The organism is Acaryochloris sp. 'Moss Beach' (genome assembly GCF_021497025.1).
GTDB lineage: Bacteria > Cyanobacteriota > Cyanobacteriia > Thermosynechococcales > Thermosynechococcaceae > Acaryochloris > Acaryochloris marina_A.
Map to the genome: position 1 here is coordinate 2,114,431 of NZ_CP071717.1, position 19,862 is coordinate 2,134,292.

At 47.1% G+C, this 19,862-nt stretch carries 17 protein-coding genes and 1 pseudogene; 9 read left to right on the plus strand and 9 right to left on the minus strand.

Annotation, left to right across the window (positions count from 1 at the left end; genetic code table 11):
- Positions 1 to 85 precede the first annotated feature (85 nt).
- A complete protein-coding gene (locus HRE53_RS09825; protein WP_235110211.1) occupies positions 86 to 3,307 on the plus strand; it encodes a glycoside hydrolase family 15 protein in 3,222 nt (1,073 codons plus the stop codon).
- A gap of 53 nt (positions 3,308 to 3,360) precedes the next feature.
- On the opposite strand, the gene HRE53_RS09830 is transcribed toward HRE53_RS09825, so the two are convergent.
- The 4 genes from HRE53_RS09830 to HRE53_RS09845 form a co-directional block, all read right to left on the minus strand.
- Positions 3,361 to 4,194 (minus strand): hypothetical protein, encoded by an 834-nt coding sequence (locus HRE53_RS09830; RefSeq protein ID WP_235110213.1) that lies wholly within the window; start codon positions 4,192 to 4,194, stop codon positions 3,361 to 3,363.
- Positions 4,195 to 4,359: 165 nt separating this feature from the next.
- Complete coding sequence (locus HRE53_RS09835) at positions 4,360 to 4,971, minus strand: class I SAM-dependent methyltransferase (RefSeq protein WP_235110214.1); 612 nt, start codon at positions 4,969 to 4,971, stop codon at positions 4,360 to 4,362.
- Between the two features lie 17 nt (positions 4,972 to 4,988).
- Complete coding sequence (locus HRE53_RS09840; protein WP_235110215.1) at positions 4,989 to 5,999, minus strand: NAD(P)H-binding protein; 1,011 nt, start codon at positions 5,997 to 5,999, stop codon at positions 4,989 to 4,991.
- 242 nt (positions 6,000 to 6,241) lie between these two features.
- On the minus strand, positions 6,242 to 6,985 hold the full coding sequence (locus tag HRE53_RS09845) for a hypothetical protein (RefSeq protein ID WP_235110216.1): 744 nt from the start codon (positions 6,983 to 6,985) through the stop codon (positions 6,242 to 6,244).
- 125 nt (positions 6,986 to 7,110) lie between these two features.
- On the opposite strand from HRE53_RS09845, the gene HRE53_RS09850 reads away from it, so the two are divergent.
- From HRE53_RS09850 to HRE53_RS09860, 3 genes and pseudogenes are all read left to right on the plus strand, one after another.
- Positions 7,111 to 8,108 (plus strand): IS630 family transposase gene (locus HRE53_RS09850; protein WP_235110217.1). Its coding sequence is split into 2 segments (ribosomal slippage): positions 7,111 to 7,564 and positions 7,564 to 8,108, totalling 999 coding nucleotides; the frame shifts between segments, so codons are not numbered across the junction.
- Between the two features lie 349 nt (positions 8,109 to 8,457).
- Complete coding sequence (locus HRE53_RS09855; RefSeq protein WP_235110218.1) at positions 8,458 to 8,964, plus strand: 3'-5' exonuclease; 507 nt, start codon at positions 8,458 to 8,460, stop codon at positions 8,962 to 8,964.
- A 251-nt stretch (positions 8,965 to 9,215) separates the two neighbouring features.
- A pseudogene (locus HRE53_RS09860) lies at positions 9,216 to 10,899 on the plus strand (IS1634 family transposase).
- On the opposite strand, the gene HRE53_RS09865 reads toward HRE53_RS09860, so the two are convergent.
- Positions 10,847 to 11,371: a GNAT family N-acetyltransferase gene (locus HRE53_RS09865; protein WP_235110219.1), complete on the minus strand. Its 525-nt coding sequence runs from the start codon at positions 11,369 to 11,371 to the stop codon at positions 10,847 to 10,849. The pseudogene HRE53_RS09860 and the gene HRE53_RS09865 overlap by 53 nt on opposite strands.
- Positions 11,372 to 11,652: 281 nt before the next feature.
- Between HRE53_RS09865 and HRE53_RS34325 the strand changes: the two genes are divergently transcribed.
- The 3 genes from HRE53_RS34325 (at position 11,653) to HRE53_RS09875 (ending at position 13,783) form a co-directional block, all read left to right on the plus strand.
- Complete coding sequence (locus tag HRE53_RS34325) at positions 11,653 to 11,787, plus strand: hypothetical protein (protein ID WP_255801351.1); 135 nt, start codon at positions 11,653 to 11,655, stop codon at positions 11,785 to 11,787.
- Positions 11,788 to 12,393: 606 nt separating this feature from the next.
- On the plus strand, positions 12,394 to 12,717 hold the full coding sequence (locus tag HRE53_RS09870; RefSeq protein ID WP_212663276.1) for a hypothetical protein: 324 nt from the start codon (positions 12,394 to 12,396) through the stop codon (positions 12,715 to 12,717).
- A gap of 403 nt (positions 12,718 to 13,120) precedes the next feature.
- Positions 13,121 to 13,783, plus strand: coding sequence for a transglutaminase family protein (locus HRE53_RS09875; protein ID WP_396133449.1), 663 nt, complete (start codon positions 13,121 to 13,123; stop codon positions 13,781 to 13,783).
- A gap of 137 nt (positions 13,784 to 13,920) precedes the next feature.
- Here the strand turns inward: HRE53_RS09875 and HRE53_RS09880 are convergent, their stop codons facing one another.
- Both HRE53_RS09880 and HRE53_RS09885 read right to left on the minus strand, forming a co-directional pair.
- Complete coding sequence (locus HRE53_RS09880; RefSeq protein ID WP_212663277.1) at positions 13,921 to 14,301, minus strand: DUF4440 domain-containing protein; 381 nt, start codon at positions 14,299 to 14,301, stop codon at positions 13,921 to 13,923.
- 4 nt (positions 14,302 to 14,305) lie between these two features.
- A complete protein-coding gene (locus HRE53_RS09885; protein WP_235110222.1) occupies positions 14,306 to 14,611 on the minus strand; it encodes a hypothetical protein in 306 nt (101 codons plus the stop codon).
- 220 nt (positions 14,612 to 14,831) lie between these two features.
- Between HRE53_RS09885 and HRE53_RS09890 the strand changes: the two genes are divergently transcribed.
- Positions 14,832 to 15,731 (plus strand): LysR family transcriptional regulator, encoded by a 900-nt coding sequence (locus tag HRE53_RS09890; protein WP_235110224.1) that lies wholly within the window; start codon positions 14,832 to 14,834, stop codon positions 15,729 to 15,731.
- 250 nt (positions 15,732 to 15,981) lie between these two features.
- Here the strand turns inward: HRE53_RS09890 and HRE53_RS09895 are convergent, their stop codons facing one another.
- Both HRE53_RS09895 and HRE53_RS09900 read right to left on the minus strand, forming a co-directional pair.
- A complete protein-coding gene (locus HRE53_RS09895) occupies positions 15,982 to 17,883 on the minus strand; it encodes a transketolase C-terminal domain-containing protein (protein ID WP_235110225.1) in 1,902 nt (633 codons plus the stop codon).
- A 222-nt stretch (positions 17,884 to 18,105) separates the two neighbouring features.
- A complete protein-coding gene (locus tag HRE53_RS09900; RefSeq protein WP_235110226.1) occupies positions 18,106 to 18,693 on the minus strand; it encodes an adenylate kinase in 588 nt (195 codons plus the stop codon).
- 390 nt (positions 18,694 to 19,083) lie between these two features.
- On the opposite strand from HRE53_RS09900, the gene rpiA reads away from it, so the two are divergent.
- Complete coding sequence (gene rpiA, locus HRE53_RS09905) at positions 19,084 to 19,791, plus strand: ribose-5-phosphate isomerase RpiA (protein ID WP_212663282.1); 708 nt, start codon at positions 19,084 to 19,086, stop codon at positions 19,789 to 19,791.
- Positions 19,792 to 19,862 lie beyond the last annotated feature (71 nt).

Here is a 19,862-nt window from a genome sequence, read left to right on the forward strand (position 1 = left end):
TGTAGCGCTTCATATCAATGGGAATCCTAAAAAAATCGTTGTCAATTCACCTCTAGAATTAGCAATTTTTTAGGCTGCATCACCCATGGATATGACTTCTTCTCAGTCTGATCGGCTGGATAATTATTACCGACAACTCAATGCCATGATTTTATCGCGGCAGCATCCGGTTAGTGGTTTGTTGCCTGCGAGCACGGCTGTCAACATTCATGGAGACTATACGGATGCCTGGGTGCGCGACAACGTCTATAGCATTCTGGCGGTTTGGGGATTGGCCTTGGCCTACCGTAAGGATCAGTCAGATCCAGCCCGGACATTGTTGCTAGAGCAAAGCGTCGTCCGGCTGATGCGGGGGTTGCTGCGAGCGATGATGCGGCAGGCCCATAAAGTGGAGACTTTTAAACATACTCAAGCGCCCCTGGATGCCCTCCATGCTAAGTACGATACCCCGACGGGTGATGTCGTTGTGGATGATGATGCCTGGGGACATTTACAAATTGATGCCACCTCGTTATTTTTGTTGATGATGGCTCAGATGACTGCTTCGGGTCTTCTGAGTGTCTACAGTTTGGATGAAGTTAATTTTGTTCAAAATCTGGTTTATTACATTTCCCGCGCTTACCGGACGCCAGACTATGGGATTTGGGAACGGGGCAACAAAATTAATACAGGCACTGCGGAGATTAATGCTAGTTCTGTGGGCATGGCTAAAGCTGCCCTAGAGGCCATGAATGGCCTGAATATTATGGGGGAGCGGGGTGGACCGACTGCGGTCATCCATGTGATGGCGGATGAGATTGCTCGCACGGAAATGAAGTTGGCGGCTCTATTACCAAGAGAATCTAAATCGAAAGAGGTGGATGCTGCGGTTTTGAGTGTGATTGGGTTTCCAGCGTTTGCGGTGTGCGATCGCACCCTCGTAGACCGCACCCGAGCCAAAATTATCGATAAATTGCAAGGACGATACGGCTGTAAACGCTTTTTGCGAGATGGTCATCAAACCGTTCTCGAAGACCATATCCGTCTGCACTATGAAACCTGGGAACTGAAGCAGTTTGAAGATATTGAAAGCGAATGGCCACTATTTTTCACCTATTTATTTTTAGATAGCCTGTTCCAAGGGGATGCCACTCAAGCGACCTTCTACAGAACACGACTGCAAGATTTAGGCGTAGAGCAAGAGGGTTGGTCACTGCTGCCTGAGCTGTACATTGTGCCGGAAGACCGGATAGAAGCCGAAAAAGCTGAGCCCCATAGTCAAGATCGAGTACCCAATCAAAATATCCCTCTAGTCTGGGCGCAGAGTTTATACCTATTGGGACAACTCGTCGATGAAGGGTTGATTACTTTGGATGATATCGACCCTCTGGGCCGTCATCATCAGCCCCAAGCCCTAAAGATGGGAACTGAAACCCTGCAAGTGGCTTTACTAGCTGAAGACCCAGCTTTGCAGGCAACATTGACTGCAGCAGGGATAACCACGGAAACCTTAAAAGAGATTGCCCCGCTACAAGTTCGACCAGCCCATGATTTGACCGATATTTACCATCAGTTGGGTCAGAATCCTAAGCTAGGGCTCTCGGGAAGACCGCATAAACGGATGCGGACTTTAATGACCTCCCATCTCTATCGGATTGCAGGGGAAAACATTGTCTTTTTACCTTCTTTTATTGATAACCGGGAATTTTATCTGACGTTAGACATTCACTTCCTGATCTCGCAACTTCACAGTGAATTGGCTTATTTACAGCGCTATTGGATCGCTGACCAACCGCCAACGCTGACGCTTTTACTCACTCATCGCATGATCAAAATGGGGCAGGCCCCATTGATTGAACTGTTGCAATCTTTGTCGTCAGGGGAGTCACAGATTTCGGCACAGGTTCAGGTGGGAGTATTAAGCGACTTTATAAACCGTAGTGCTGTCATTGATGTTGTGGGACTAGAACAGACGACACCTTCTCCCTCAAAGGATTATGGCGATCAGGCTCCCACCCATTATTTATCCTTTAACACAGAGCACTGTCATCCCCTGACTCATCTGCAGGAACAGACCTTGGAATGGAATCAGGACATTGATACATTACTGAGTACCCTCAAACAGTCAGAGAATTTATATGAGCAGGTAGAAGTGCTGCATCTCCTGATTCATCAGCGTTCGCTAGATGACGAGATGGGTTGGGAGCAGGAACAATCGGTAACATTGCGCATTCTGTTGACCGAGGTCTATCTCAATGCCGCCCAAGCAGAGCATTGGTCAATTGTTCGGCGAGCAGCAGGTCTATTACACATGGTGGACATTAGCTTGTCCGATGCTGTGACTAATCTACTGGCCCATCAGAAACAGATCCTGGTAGGACGGTCCTACACTGAGCATTCTTTAATCAACACGCCTATACCCGCACAAGCAATTGTGGCCCGAATCAATGAATTTTGTCGGGAAGATGAACGCGATCGCGTGCTCACACAAGAGATTTTGATCTATCTCGATCTGTTGATTAAATCAGAACCGCTGTTGGTGAAAGGTTTACTGACCCTTAGAATTGGCTATCTGATTTTGCTCCTCACCAGTGAGATTGCTCGGGAGCAGCAGGTTACCCACGATGAGGCCTATGAGCGGCTGACCCAACTGAGCCCCTACGATTTGAAATCTCGCTTACGCCAGGTTCTATCTGCCTATGATCAGGTGCATAAGAGTTTGCATCAACAAGAATCGTTGCACATTGTCTGCTGTGGGGGTGAGGTGAATTGGGGACTGACTCAGCCTGCACCACAGGTGGATGCTGCCGAACCTGAAGATTGGCTGGTGAAGCGCCAGGTTGAAGGGTCTCTTAATCGGGTGCCCCGAGAGTTTTACATCAAAGTCTGGCGACTCTTGAAACATACCCACGGTATTGTGATTGGCGAAAAATTAGATCGTCGGAACCGTCTGGATAGCGAGCATCTACTGGCAGAGATGACGGAAGGGGAAACCAATTTTGCCCTAATGATTGAGCATCTACTCAATAAGATTCCAGCTCCAGAATATCGACAGCTCAATGTGGAAGCGTTGCTGGAGCTAGCCGATGTGGTGGAGGCAAATCCCGATCTGCAGTTTGATGATCATGTGGTTTTGGATGTGATTATTGGTCATGCGGTGCGGCTAGCCTGGTGGGATGCCCATCCTGAGCGGGTAGCTTCCTATGATGAGGATAAAGCGAAGGCTTGGCAAGCGTTCTACAAAATGCCTTCCCAACTAAGTGGCCCCTATGTGGTGATGGCTCTTCGTTTCTTAGTGGAAGTGAGCAAGCCTGCAATGGCAGTGTAGGGAGTGACTGACTCTCATCTAATGGTGGTCATGAAGCTCAAGAAAGCTCATTCTTATGAGGATTCCACCTTGGCTCCTGTTTGACGTAGTTTCTGGAAGCGGCGAATCAAATATGCGGCAAGGACAAAGAACGGTGCCCAGGAAATGAAAAAGAGAAAAAATGCTGGCGAAAATGGACCTGGCTGATTGCCCATATATGCTGTGGTCGAGAGATCATCGCCATTAACCAGGATGGCGATGGCGGGTCCAAATCCCTGCAAAGCCCCCCACCAACTATATCCTGCCAAGCAGCTCATCCCAAAACGATGTCGTGCCACATCTGCCTCACGGTTATTCATCGAGGGAGAAGGGGGTTGTGCCATGACGAACACAATCAGGATAAATGTCCAGATCATCCACAAGGCACCTGTCCACGGATTGAGTCGCAAGGTGATGATGGCGGTGAGGGATAGTCCGGTGCCGACCAACAAACTAGGGACTACTGAAGCGGCTTGCTCCCTTGACTGCCGACCAAATATACGAGGTGGGGTCACCTCTCGGAGCATGTAAAGAACACAGACCCCCACAAACATGAAACCCAAACGAGCGGGATAAGTCGCAGGCATGGTATACCCCGCATATTTCATATGGTTTTCTTCCACGAAAAAACCGAGTCGGACAATATCAAGGGCAATACCTGTTAACGCTATGGTAGCCATCGACCAGGCAAAAAATCGTCCAGAGCGCAGGTGTAATTTACTGCCTTTGCGAGCTAGGAAAGCCACCATGGCAGAGATAGGGGCCATCACTGCAGGAATGATGTGAAGTAGCAGAACGATCAAGAACAGCGAGTTGGCTAAGGCACTCCCGTAAATGACAGGCTTATGCAGCAAAAACGTTGATCCCACCTTTTAACTCCACGCTATTTGGGAATGAAGCATTCTTGGCAATTTTACTTGCCCATAATCCCAGATGCCCCCTGTCCAACAGCTATTAAGTGGTCGGTATATAGACTCTTTTTAGGCTGTACTTTCAACTGTATACAATGCCTGAAATCTTTGGACAGGAGGATTTTAATTATCGAGAAAATCCTCAAAGGACTGACTACTCAGCCCCAAATCTTCAAATGTTGCTAATTCCCTCCGAGTCAGGGGATAAGGCATTTGACCCGGTGGATCTGTTTCTTCACGACCTCTCGCAATCACTAAGAGTTGGCCCAGTGGGGCTATTAAGGTACTGATTTTTGAGATGGCAACAGAGCGTAACGCTGGGGGAAAGACTTGTAAGGTATAGGATTCTAAAACAAAGTCAAGTCCTTGAGACCCAATAGCTGGAGGGTTTAGCACATCTGCAACTTGGTAGGATGCCGGTGAATTGGGGAAGCGTTGGTTACACTGTGCGATCGCAGTTGGCGAAACATCAAAAGCCATAACCTCAAACCCCAACTCCGCCAAAAACTCAGCATCATCCCCATAACCACAGCCTATGACCAAAGCCGTTTTGCCTACCCCCTTTAATTCCTGGGCAATGCTCCACTCAACTAAGTTTGGATTGGGGGCCAAATCAGCCCAAGGCACGGCAGCATAATCATTCCCAGCTTCAGCATAGAGGGCTTCAAACCATCCTTTGGCATCGGCACGGGCCAGAAACTCTGACGCTAATTGTTGGGCACGGTGACGAGACATGATGGGCAACAAGAAGCTTAGAATACGGCGAAGTCACCCCGTTCGGCTGCTTCGCTACCGTCCACGAGGCGCTGATAATACTCAAATAGAGTATCTGTGCCTGTTTCAGGGGTTGCATCAGCATCGTAAAGCCCCGTCTCGGTATCTAGCACCAACATCGATTCTGTCGCATAGTAATGTCCGATGCGTGCTAACTCAGCTTTGGCAGCCAAACTCGGCACAATCTTGGCAACCCCGCCCATCAACGTCGCCGCTCCTTTCAAAATTCCAGGCGGTACGCTTTTGAAGCGGGGTGGGCAGTCCAGCAGTTTAAACAGATATTCTCCCTGTTCCAAGGGGGTAAGAGCAGGTCCAGGCCCGCCGATCGGCAGAATTTTGTTTTGCAGTGAAGCGTCTTCTAGACAATCCACAATGTAGGCTGCTAAATCTGGATCACTGATCGGTTTGCAAGCGGTCAATTTACCATCACCAAACAGATAAAACGGCTTCCCGTTCTGAATCTTGGCCACCTGCCCAGCTAGGGATTTGAAGTAGGCGGTGGGTCGGACAATGGAATAGATTAGCCCGGATTCTCTCAGGGCTTTTTCAAAGGCAAGCTTGGCATGTTGAAACGCAAGGCGCGGCTTTTGCACACAGATGGCTGACAACAGCACTATCTGCTTCACCTCAGATTCTTTCGCCAAGGAGAGAACGTCCATATGGGCTTGATAGTCAATGGCCCAGGTGTCATCTGGCTCTCCTGTCCGTGAGGCCAAGCAGGATACCACTCCATAGAACGGTTGATTACGGAAAACTTGCTCAGCAAGGAACTTAGGATCTTTGACATCGCCGAAGCATACCTCAGCACCTTGTAGAAGCTGGGCAGTTTTTTCTTGGGTTAATTGCCCGCCAACCCCCGCCTGTTGTCGAGAAATACAAACAACTTTGTAACCGCGCTTCACCAACGCGGCAACGGTGGCTCGCCCAATCGTACCTGTGCCGCCTAATACCAAAATGCGACGTGTCTCTGAAGTGCTAGCGTCAGTCATAGGTAATCAATGCTGTTTTGCAGGACTATATTCGTAGCCTACCAGTTACTAGCTTCTAACCAATAGTTTCACTGATGAGGACAGAAAACTAAAACACAAAACGAATAGATTTTGGTTAAGTCTGCGATCGGTCAATTAATTATGAAGGGGAATGTTGAGAAGGAAGTGCCTGAGCTGCTTGATAGACGCTATCACTAGAGCTATTATTCCCAACTAGAAGAAGGCAATCGCAAAGGCATTTGTTATCCAACACCACCCGCAATGATCATCTCTTTCACACGACCTTGATCCATCCAAATGAAAAAGCCCCCGTAGTACTTAATCAAACCACCGACATGATGATCTTCAGATACATATATGGGTGACTGGCCATTGTACACTTCATCTCTAGCCCCCTCTTCACATATCCCATGACTTGAGAGTTCAGTTATCCTTGGACCACACATCCTACCGTCACCATAGAGTTCAAGAAACGTTTGTTTTGAATCACCAATCTTAAGCCCAAGCTTCGTTTGCAGTTGTGAAGGTGACTTTATAGAAATGTCATAAACACGTTGGGGACTGTCTTGAGTATCAGAGACCATGAGTAAGGCAATACCCTGTTGAGGGTATTCCCAATATTGTGCATAGCGAAAAGTAGGCCCTCCCCCCCAGAACTGCTTTTTGCCTTTACTTTTTGGGGGACCTAGAAATGCAACAACATCAGCTGCAGAAGAACCTTTTTCGAGCTTGCCAAAAGCCTCAGAGAAGTTTGGGGTAACAATACCCAAAGACTCGGTGTCTCCAAGTGCCCTGTCATCGTCCGCAACCAAAGGTGATTGGATAGTGTTTGTCAACGCTGGCTGGTCTGGTGTACTCGTATGTTCAACTGATTGAGCAATGCCATCAGATAGCAAACTAGTATTTGCACAAACAACAACCCCGACATAAGCAAGTTTTACCCAGATCTTATGGAGACAACCCAACTGAAACAATAAATTTTTCATCGTGTTCTCTCACAGTTATGCTTTCCCCCAACGTGTTGTGTAGATAAGCAGATGGACAAAATTAATTACATAGAATTTCCAGGTTGTAAACTACCTGAGTCCTCTTTTTTACATCCATTGATTTGATGTCAATTGTCCGTCCTATCTCCACCGAAAGCTTACGCTTATTGCATCGGATTTATCGCTGTAGTCGCCATCATCAGGTCAGACAACGCGCCCATTGCCTGATTTTGTCTGCCCAGGGTGGGAGTCCCTACACCTTAGCCTCCCTTTTTAGTGTGAGTCCTAAAACCGTGTACAACTGGCTTAAGGCTTGGAATAACCGTGGTTTTGCAGGACTCTATAATCGCCCAGGCCGAGGTCGAAAACCGATGTTTAATCCCGACCAACAACAGCAGATTTATGAGTGGACTCAGGCATCTCCCATCCAACTCAATCGGGTGCTAGCTCAGATTGAACAGCAGTGGTCAGTGCGCGTGTCAAAGGCCACCGTTAAACGCGTCTTGAAGCAGATGGATATGAGCTGGCATCGCTTTCGCCAAGGGACATCAGGCCAGCCTTTATATGCCGACTACCTCGAAAAAAACAGCAGTTAGAACATCTCAAGAAACAAGAAGAGAAGGGAGACATCCACCTATTCTTTATGGATGAGAGTGGTTTTTCGTTAGTCCCCTGTATTCCCTATGGATGGCAACCCATAGGGACTTATCTGGAAATACCGACTCGTTCAAGTAAACGCTTGAATGTTCTGGGGTTTTTGAGTCGACGACAAGGGCTACATGCTTATACATCAGAACAGACCATCACCAGTGAGGTTGTCAGTCATTGCATTGATACCTTCTTTACTGACGTGGAGTTGCCCACCGTCATTGTGATGGATCAAGCCCCTATCCATACGAGCCAAGCAATCTATGAGATGAAGGCAGAGTGGGCCGAACGGGGAATTACCTTGTTTGAGTTACCAAGCTATTCTCCCCATCTAAATTTGATTGAGCGTCTGTGGCAATTCATGAAATATCAGTGGATTGAAATGAGTGCCTACTGGGGGTGGTCATCTTTGGTCGAATATGTGGAAAGAGTTTTGAAAAACTATGGCGATGATTATGTAATTAATTTTAGCTAAGTGCTTATACAGATTGATTAGAACATAAGTGTTTGAAACCCGTTCATGGTAGAGATGAGCCATTCACACTCAGCTAGATATCTACATTTACAAGGATAGATGGTAACTACTCAGGCGGCAGTCTTGACATCGCAGGAGCACCAGTAAAAACGCTTCTAGGCACATCAAGGACAGCAATTTTTTGCTGTCTCAAAATCAAGATATAAATGTGAACATGGCAAAACTACTAGGCACCTGCCAACGAAAGATTGCTGTAATCTATGGCTAAATCCTCCAAACAGGAGTTGGACATTGGTTAAACCCAGAGTCTTCTTTACAATGAGGTGGCTGTCACAGATCTCCCACGGCTATGAGCACCAAGGCAACATCAGGCAACTTTGTCGCCATTGATTTTGAAACAGCAGATTATCAAAGAGATAGTGCTTGTGCTATTGGCGTAATTCGCGTGGAAGATGACCAGATTATTGATCGCTCCCACTTCTTAATTCGCCCCCCACGTCAGAAATTTCAATTCACTCATATTCACGGCATTACCTGGTCAGATGTAAAACATCATCCAACCTTTGCCGAGCTGTGGCCAAATCTTCAACCTAAATTTGCTGGTAGTGACTTTGTTGCTGCCCACAATGCTAATTTTGATCGGTCAGTTCTCAATGCATGTTGCCAGATAGCAGAGTTAGATCCCTTGCCGCTCCCCTTTCTCTGCACCGTCCAGCTTGCTCGGGACGTATGGAACATTCGGCCGACAAAATTGCCCAACGTTTGTGACTTCTTGGATATCCCTTTGCAGCATCACCAAGCCCTTTCAGATGCCGAAGCTTGCGCCAAAATTGTGATTGCAGCCCGACAACAGTGAATGCTTTTACCTTTGAGCTGCTTGGCCTAATGCCAATTGATATTGTTCAACCTCATTCCTGAAGCGAAGAAAGTCGGTTCTTGACCCTTGCCATGATCTGAATCGAGAGTCCAACATAACGGTTGAGGGATTAAACCTCGTCAAGAGTCAGCATTCAGTTCCAAAGTCATCAAGTACTCATCATAGAACCGACATTCAGCAGGTACTAACCATCAAGGGATAATTTTGAGGTTGTCCCTCAACGCAAGTCCATGTATTCACCTCAAGAGATAGACGTTCAGGATATTGACCATCTCGGTATTATCGCCGGTATCGTCGATGAGATCGGCATTGTCGAAATAGTGGATCGATTATTAGGTACTCACGAGCAAGAGAATGTTAGTTGTGGTCAAGTTGTCAAAGCCCTGATTCTAAATGGTATGGGCTTTTTGAGTGCTCCATTGTACTTATTTAGTGAGTTTTTCGAAAGCAAAGCAACCGAGCACTTACTCGGTCAAGGTGTACTGCCAGAGCACCTCAACGATACCCGTATCGGTCGAGTCCTCGACAAGCTCTATGCCTATGGTGTGACCCAGATATTTATCCATGTGGCAATGGCAGTCGTTCAGAAATTCGATGTAGCTCTAAGGTGTGCGCATCTAGATGCGACAAGCCTTAGTGTTGAGGGGCAATACTTAGATAAACCACAGGTTGAGGCGTCAGACGAATCCCCCTCTGCACCTGAGTCCCCCTCCCCTGCACTGGCTGAGTCAGAGGAGCCGATACCCGTGAAAATCACCTACGGCTACTCACGGGACAATCGTCGTGATCTCAAGCAGTTTGTATTGAACCTACTGGTGAGTGGGGACGGGGGTATTCCTTTATTTTTACAAGTGGGCAACGGTAATGATGCGGACAAAAGTACGTTTGTGCCTATCATCCATGAATTTAAGCAACAGTGGAGTCAGCAACAGCCAGAGGTGATTGTTGCTGATAGTGCCCTCTACAGTGCCGACAATCTGCAAGCATTAGGAAGTACATCTTGGATTAGCCGAGTTCCAGCAAGTTCAACGGCAGCCCAAGACTTACTACAAGGGCTGCCGGGTTCACAGTTTCACCCTAGTGCTCTCAACGGCTATAGCTTTGTCGAAGTATGTAGTACCTATGGAGAGATTCAACAACGGTGGCTGGTGGTTGAAAGTAAAGCTCGCAGAGACTCTGGACTCAAACAAGTGCAAAAGCGGATTGATCAGGCGTTTAGCCAAAAAACTACTGCACTTAAAACCCTCTGCAAACAGACCTTCTTGTGCCCTGCAGATGCTTTAGCTGCAGCCCAAGATTTTGGCAAAATCCTCAGGTATCACACCCTTGACGATCTCAAAATCCATAAAAAAACCTCATTATTCAAAGGCTGGACGACCGACAAAAGCAACGGTTGTGACTCACTACACCTATTCTATTGAGGCTACCTTAACCCTCAATGAGCCAGTCATCGAACGCTATCGGCGGCAAGCAGGTCGTTTCATCTTAGCCACCAATCTCTTGGAACAAGAGCAATGGAGCAATGATGATATTCTGCGCGAGTACAAGAACCAGCAGGCGTGTGAAGGAGGCTTTCGCTTTATCAAAGATCCACTCTTCTTTGCCTCTAGTGTTTTCCTGAAGACACCTCGGCGTATCGCTGCCTTAGCCATGATCATGGCCTTGTGTTTGATGGTCTACAGCTTAGGACAACGACAGTTAAGAAATGCACTAGAACAAGTACAAACAACTCTCCCTAATCAGAAGGGGAAACAAACTACGAAACCTACGTTACGTTGGATTCTCCAATGCTTTCAGGCCGTCCATTTAGTTTGGCTTGATGGTGCCAAGCATCTCATCAAGCTCAACAGCAGGCAGCAACTTATCTTGCCGTTCCTTGGGAAGGGCTGTAAAAAATATTATCTGCTCTGCTAGCTAGCCTGCTGAATGTAGGATAGAATTGTCCATCTTTGATAAAGGTTTCCGGCTCTGTACCGTAGATATGGAAGTCAAAAGATTGGTAAAGGCGAATGGCACTTTTTTGTTGGGTGACAACCGTTAAGTTGACCCGCCTGATGCCAGCAATCATCGCTGCTCGATGTAAGGCTTGACTCACCAGCGCTCTGCCACAGCCACGTCTACGAAATTCGGGTAGGACATAAAGGCCCGCCAGATAAGCACGATGTTTTTCGTTAGCGGCTTCATAGCGAGACAATCGGACAATGCCGAGAAGCTGTTTGTCTTGAAAGGCACCAAAGAAGCAACGATCTTCACTCTCGGCCAGTCGAACTGTAGTTTCAGCGAGATTGGGTTCTGTTTCAGGGAGCGAACCAAAAGCGGGAGGCCGTTCATGCAGGCCATGCAGGCGTACTGAACGATATGCCTCAGCATCAGCAGACGTAAGCACCCGTGTACTGATACTGGATTCTATGATTGGGTAATCGTCCATATAATGGGCAGCATATTGCCTACTCTGCAATGACTAAGAGATTGAGTCTCACTGTTCCAAACAGATACTTTCATTGTTGTGGCGTTAGATTGAACTTATCAGAATTCAGTAAGAGTTAGAGAATGGTAGCCGTTGATATGGAGCAATATATCGCAGCTAGTGAGATCATTGACTAGCATCATCCTGACATTGTTGCCCTGACCAATCACTTAGCTTCAATCTGTGAATCATTGAGTGCGATGGCCGTTAGCGAAGCTCCTTCTCTGGAGGCAGGCCGGTCAAAGACCATCGCATACAACACCTGCCAACGAGTCGGCGATCAGATTCACCATCAATCTCGATACCAGGCACATCCTGTAATACACACACGGTAGATCAGTGAGAGGACTCATCGATTACTTCAAGATGGGGTAGAGTCATCCTACTTTTTATCCAGGTTATTAAAACAGGCCTAGATTCTTTAGGTAATAGAGAGCTGATCTAATACTTGCAATCAACATTTGATCTTTGTATGTAAAATCTACAAAAGAAAAAAAGCAAAGAAATATTTCTTCATTCTAGGCCTAGTCTATCAAGACAATATATATGAGTTCTGACAAAGATAGATATAGCTCACTTTTATGTTGTAAATACTGGCCCGAGTATATCAAAAAGATAGAAGCATACTATAGAAGCAGGGAAAAAATACAGCTGCAAGCCTATATCTGAAAGCTTTCCAGAAATCCCTTAGAACCTTTTAGACTCATATCGCTGTTAAAGATCACGTTTAAAAACAAGAAGTATCACGTTGTTGATGTGATCCAGGTTAGATAAACAGAAAGACTTTACCGATACCTTGTAAGAAGAGAGACAAACAGATTGAAAGCAAGTTTCTCGGTTATCTATTACTAATAAACAGAGAACTCAAAATGGCTTCATCTGGAGAATCTCTGATCAATCAGTCAACGTTCTAAATTTGATTTCTGTTGGAGGAATCCATCATGCTAAAGCCAATAAAAGTTACCCTGCTAGGTGTAATGGCAGCAACCACAACTACACTCGCTATCCCTCAAGCGAATGCCTTCTCTCCATCGGTTGGACAACAGCCTGAAACTTCGGAGCAAGTTGAAAGCACATTAGTGGCTTCCCGATGGCGATCTCGGTGGCGAAAAAGACATAGAATTCGTCGAGTACGCTGGCGCAAAAAGTGGGTCTGCTTCAAGCGCCCAGTCGTCTTCTATCACCATGGCCGTAAAATCGTGAAGTTCAAGCGGCATTGTCACTGGAAAAGGTTCCGCGTCCATCATGGCGGACATCATTTCTAAATTGTGATGCTAATTGATAGCAAACTCAGGCCTAAGATTTATTAATAATGTCATTGATTAGAATGAACTTCAGCGACTCTAGGGGATTTAGTTCTTCTGGAGTTGCTTGGGCGAAGAATAAACAGTCAACGAATTCTCTAACGGTTGGAGCAGCCTCAAAAAATCGAGCCTAGCAGTTCAGTACCATCGGAACTGGCACTATCCCGTAAGTGTTAGATGTTGGTCAATAGGAGTTGTTTGCCTTGCCATGGGACCAATCATTACTTTCGGCTAGCCGAACAGCAGGTTCAGCGAGATTAGGTCTTATTTAAGTATCACTCTTCTAAACAGGTACTATTTTGATTATGACTTTAGATTGAACCTATCAGAACACAGTGAGAGGTCAAGCATGGTAACCGATGAGATGGAGCAATATCTCAAAGCCAGTGAGGTTATTGACTGGCACCATCCTGACATTGTTGCACTGGCTCATCAGTTGGCATCAGGCTGTGAATCATCAACTGCAATGACCAATAGCCGGTCAAAGACCATCGCCAAACAATCCTTCGAATGGGTCCGCGATCAGATTCGCCATAGTTCTGACTATCAGATGAATCCTGTCACCTGCCGCGCCTCTGAAGTCCTCAAACACAAAACAGGCTACTGCTTTGCCAAAAGTCATCTATTAGCCGCACTCCTCCGAGCCAACCATATCCCAGCGGGATTTTGTTACCAGCGACTCAGCATTGATGACCAAGGTGCACCCTATAGTTTGCATGGGTTTAATGCCATTTATTTGCCAGAAACAGGTTGGTATCGCGTAGATGCGAGGGGCAATAAACCAGGTATCGATGCTCAATTTACGCCACCCCAGGAAAAGCTCGCCTTTAGTCTACAGTTGGCAGAAGAGGCAGACTTTCCTGCCGTACTGGCTGAGCCGTTGCCTATTGTTGTATCGGCGTTGCGATGGTCTTTGACCGGCCATCGGCCATCGCACCCCACTTGGGATGACATGCTCCGCAATCTTCCAGACATTTCCTTGGAGTCTGCAAAGCAGCATGGACTAGAGACAAAAAATGATAACTGACGTAGTTTGGGAGCCGTAAATGCTGTTTTTACGGCTCTTCTTAGCCTTATTTCCTCTAATTTACTGAGGAAAGCACTGGTACAGGAAGTTAGCTATGCGCCCCACTGATATCCAGATATTGCTCATAACCAGAAGTATTAGCCGTTATTATCAACATCTAGTGCCATTTTCCAATCACCCTCTTCATCACGACGATAACCAATCACTAAACGGCCCGCACCTCCTCCTTGCTCTCCAGTTTCTTTATGAGTCGTCTTGACGTCAAAGTGAGTGACCATAATTGCAAAATCACCCAATATTTTGATTTCGTCAATTTCAACCTCAGACTTAAACGTGAACGCTTTTATACGCGGTGCATACTTATCACGCAGAGCCTGGAGACCCATCGATGTTGGAGAATTTTCGTTACAAATGATGAGGTCTGGGTCACAAATTGCCACCAATCTTTCAATATCACCACTATCTAGGGCTGCATTCCATTCGTCGAGGGCAGCTTTGAGCTTTTCAATGTCATTCATCGTTCTATGCCTCAGTAGGTAAGTATTCAGTAAAATATTGTCCGACTAGCGTCTCTTCAATTTCGGCCAGAAACGCTTGGGTCCGCTCACGTTCGGCAAATTGTGGCGTTACTCGTTTTGCGGTTTCTTCATTGGGGAACGTATATATTTCCGCAAAGAGTGTGGGCCGATCAGGGGATATGGTCACATAGGTTTTCCATGAGGTAACTCCTTCCAAGGAGGTGAAATCTGCCCGCGCCCGCTCTCTGATGGCAGCAGCACGCTGAGGATCTTTCATCTTCAACACAAAAATCTCTGTTATTTCAGCCATAGTCGCCTCTCTGTATATGGGGAAACGTTAAATCCGGCCTTATTTAATTGTTTGGAGTCGCTCGTGACTAGCTGCCCCAAAAAATCAAATAAAGCTCGCGAATCTCTGAAGGCCGGAGTAATATCTGCGTACTTTTGAACCCCGACCACTCAAATATAGGCAAGTTTATTGTTACTGTAAATAGAACTATAAAAAAACAGATTGCTCTGTTAAATGAACAATGAAAAATGCAAGTCTGAATGATATCTGGGTATTTGCGGAAGTCGCACGGGCGCAAGGGTTTCGTGCTGCTGCAGCCAATCTGAATCTTGGGGTTGGGTCGGTCAGTGAAACGATCCAACGTCTTGAAAGACGTTTGGGGGTTCGCTTGATTGAGCGCACCACCCGAAAAATATCTTTGACCTATGCAGGCGAACAACTGTTTGAAAGAAGCCTGCCTGCTCTAACTGATTTAGCCAGTGCGCTGGATGATTTGAACGACGATCAAAACACAATTGCTGGCACATTGCGTCTGTCAGCGCCCCGAAGCAGCTCTCCATTTTTTCTCGATGAGGTGATCGTGAAATACTGTGCGACCTATCCAGCCGTCAATCTTGAAATCATGTATGACGATCAAAAAGTCGATCTAGTCGCGTCTGGTGTTGACGCAACAATTCGCTCACAAACGTTGGTGCAGAAAGGCTCCTTCTCCGTTGAAATTGGTCCGAAACTAGACATGGCTCTGGTCGCCTCTCCCACCTATCTAGAGCACAACGTCAGCCCCAAAAAGCCGACGGATCTCACAGACTATGACGGCATACGCTTTGGCTTTGGGGGTACAGATCGACTGGCCCCGTGGTCATTTGTGGAAGGTAAAAGTAAAAAAAATTACACCGTCTCGCCCAAATCGCGCATGGTCGTCAACGATTTGGTGTCGATGATCAATTTTGCTAAGGCTGGACTAGGGCTGGCTTATGTTTATCGAAAGCCAGCCGAACCGTTCATTGATTCAGGTGAGTTAGTCACGCTGTTTGATAAATATATTCCGTCGTTACCCCGTTACACCCTTAACTATCTGACGAAGCGCCATGTGCCCGCGCGATTAAAAGCATTTATTGATCTGGCGAAGGAGATAGGGTAAAGCGATTGAACTATGGCATGTTCAGATTAACCATTACTCAGGGAGCATGTCACCTTTGCAGATGCACAAAATTTGTAATCAGAAATTTGATGTCTGAAAGCAAGATTAGCAAGGATTTCTGGGATAAGTATAAATACTAGATTGCAAAGGTGACATGCTCCCCATTACTCATTGCTTATGTCGGCAAGGGAAAAAAAATATCTCCCCAACATCAGTCAGGGAGATATTCCAAGATTGAATCTAATTGAGATTAGCTAGCGAGAGACTTAACTGTCTTCATAATGCCAGCGGGGTCAATTCCCTGATGAGGGAACTGTTCCCAAAGACCACCGCAACCTTCTTCATGGGTACCCAAGTAAGCAAACTTAGGAGATAACCCACGCTCTAGCAACCAAGATCCAAAGCGGCTACCTAGACCAGTCCGACGGTTGAAAGACTCAACCACAACCACAAATGAGGTTGCCCCAATCTTCTTCATCATGTCTTCATCCACCACATTGAGGGTGGACTTGTTGATTAGACCGACATCAATGCCTTCTTTCTTCAGGCGCTCAACGGCATCCAAAGACCGATAGAGGGCTTCACCAAAGCTGACAATATAGCCCGCAGTCCCTTCGCGAACCACTTCGTCTTTGCCAGGGGTAAAGGTGTAGTTCCCTGCATACAGCTCACCACCCTTGGTATCTGTAAGGAGGGGCACCTTAGACCGAGTGGAGAAGATAAACCGGAGTCCAGCATTGTTAAACACCGACTTCACACAGGCCTTCATTTGGTTAGCATCGGCAGGGAAATAGAGCCGAGTCTCATAACCATCATCTAGACCATTATCGGCAAACATATTGTTGATACCGAAGTGGCAGGTATTATCCGCCATGTCGTCAATTCCCGCATGGGAGAAGTGACAGAGCAAGTTGGACTTGTTCAAGCGAGCCATGGTGATTTCAGAGATACACATCTCCAAAAAGGCACTGAAAGTAGCGAAGATGCCCTGCTTGCCTTTAGCCATACCGAAACCAGCCGCCGCAGAGAGGTTACCCCGCTCTTGAATACCACCACTGATAAAGATTTCAGGATTAGCAGCCCGAATCTTGTGGAGACCACAGGAGCCTTCCAAGTCGCTATCGACGACGAGCACCTTAGCTTTACGGTCGGCGTCGCTCATGCCGCTGAGGACGTCCACCACCGCATCACCGAAAACATTCCGGTTGGAGTCGTACTTCTCAGAGGCCCCAAGGAAGGTATAGTCCTGACTGGGTTTGACAACGCTCTTCAGATTGGCAACCGCATCAGAATGGCCCCGAGTCTCTAGATACTTGAGGGCGGCATCCACAGAAATCACGTCATGACCGTGGTTAGACCCTTCCAGGCCATCGATACCCACGCACATGGCCCGCTTGTTGATGACAGCCACGGGACCGGGGGTGTTTATGGCTTCACAAATGCGAGCGTAGAGCCCGTCAACATCTTCGCCATCGCCTTCTAGAACCTTGAGGCCGTGACCTTCTAAAGTCTTTTTGACGCTAAAACCAGGCAGATAGTCGGAAGGGCTACCGGCAATAGTGATGTCGTTATCATCAATTAGGAGTTTGACATTAATCTGCTGAGCAACGGCTAAACGAGCGGCTTCAGCGTCATTGCCTTCTTGCTGAGATCCATCTGACCCCAAACAGAAAGCCGTTTTGCCAGGATTCGCGAGAGCAACACCATTCACATAGGGCCACATATGTCCCAAACGGCCCGAGCTGAATTTAACGCCAGGGGTAAGACCCAGTTCAGGGTGTCCCGGTAAGGTGGAGTTGGCACCCCGATAGTTCATCAACTGCTCAGCAGGCAAGGAGCCTTCTAAAGTAGACATCAAGTATTGCGTAGCGACTCGGTGTCCAGCTTCGTCAAAAAAGATAGGAACATACTTGTCAGAACTCCCCCGAAAGAGAGCATCCAAAATCATGACTTCGGGGACAGTATCGTAGGGTCCACCCGTATGTCCGCCCACGCCTCTGGCTGCACCAGTAGCGGTAAAAAATACAATGGCATCACGGCAAAGCTGAATATTCGCTTTGAGAGCATCCCGTTGCTCTGGGGTGAGTTTGGGATTGCTAGCGTCCAGGGTAAGCGGTTTATAAGCTTTTAAATTAATAGGGAATGTTGACATAGAAGCTGTTCCTTAAATGGGTCAATGTGAAGAGTTATAACGGGCTAGCCTGGCTATCGTACCATTTTGTCTTTATTGCTCTAGGAGTTTTTCAATCCTTAGACCTGAGGTCATCTCAGGCTAATCTCAACCGAAGACACATGAGCTGACAAGGCTGAATGGTGATATTGCCGCCAAGCTGCAATTTCTTAAGTATTTTTACCTATTATACTGGCTTGTTGTCTAAACGATGGCCAAGGGCTTAATCACAGATGAAATCGCATCCGTAATCTCTTGGGGAGACAGACTGCCATCAATTTCCACCAAACATTGCCGACGCCGATAAAAGTCAATTAACGGGACAGTCTGTTCGTTATAAACCTGCAAACGCTGTCGGATCAGGTCTTTGCTATCATTCTGTCGACCTCGCTTTAGCATCCGATCCACGAGTTTATTTTCGGGAACATCAAAGTACACCACCTGCCCATAGGGTTGTCCCATAATTTGCAGTAAGGTATCCAGAGCCTGGGACTGAGCCAGATTACGAGGAAACCCATCCAAAATCCAGCCATGCTGGGTGGCGGGCGCGCCAAAGCTTTCCCGCATCAGGTCAACCATCAGCTGATCGGGCACGAGTTCTCCCGCTTCCATTTGGGCTTGGGCTTGTTTACCTAAGTCAGATTGGGATGCGATGGTTTCCAACCGGCCTTTGGCCATCGCATCTCGCAACAGATCCCCCGTAGACAGGCTGGGAATCCGCCAGCGGGCAGCCAAAGATGCTGCTTGGGTACTTTTGCCAGAACCCGGTGGGCCAAGAAAAACAAGTCGCATAAGGGTAGGGAGGAATGACAGGACAACCAAAAATGTTCTGAAAAACGCTGTGAATTAGAGGAGAAAACCCACTAACCCAGCTCAATATGTAATTGGAACAAGAAGCTTATCTTTTGATGTCAACGTTGCTCTAGATGGTGAGTATAAGAAGATCCAAAGGAACTCATAACCTTCACTTAATCAAGAGAATGAAGCTTTTTCTGTAACATCCCCTTTACTATACACTGAATCGGATCCACCCCAATCTCAGGAGCGCTGAACAGAAGCAACGGCCATTTTAAGGTTCTTAAGGTCTATTCCTCCAGGGAAATGGGCTAGGCAGAGGGACCGCTTTGGGTCATGCTAGAAATCGTGAGTTTTTCACAAACAGCTTTTTTTGGAGGTTCAGATATGAGCGCAGTTGATCCCGTTAAGTTAATGAAACAACAGGTGGGCAAAGCCGCAGCAGATCGGGTTCAGTCTGGCTCAGTAATCGGGTTGGGAACCGGGTCCACCACGGCTTTCGCGATTCAGTTTTTGGGTGATCGGATTAAGTCAGGTGAATTAACCGATATCAAAGGCATTCCCACCTCCTTTCAAGCCTCCGTATTGGCCAAGCAATATGGCATCCCCTTAACTACTCTGGATGAAGTCGATCGGATTCATATCGGCATTGATGGGGCCGATGAAGTCGATCCTCAGAAAAATTTGATTAAAGGCGGAGGCGCTGCCCATACCCGCGAGAAGGTGGTGGATTCCCTGGCCGAGCAATTTATTGTGGTGGTGGATCAATCCAAAATTGTCGATAAATTGGGATCGACTTTCCCCGTGCCTGTAGAGGTATTACCCATGGCGATCGCACCGGTCGTCAAAGCCTTAGAAAAGCTCGGCGGCAAGCCTGAACTCCGCATGGGCATCAAAAAAGATGGTCCCGTGATTACCGACCAGGGCAACATGGTATTGGATGTCACCTTCAGCGCCATTCCCAATCCTCCTGAGCTGGAGAAAATCATCAACAATATTCCAGGCGTGCTGGAAAACGGCATCTTTGTGGGCATGACCGATATTGTTTTAATCGGTGAGATTAAAGATGGAACTCCCATCGTTCGCGAGATGTAATTGATCTGCAGGATAAGAACTACAAGCTCTTATCCTGCTCACCGCTGACTCACACTAGCGGCACGCACAAA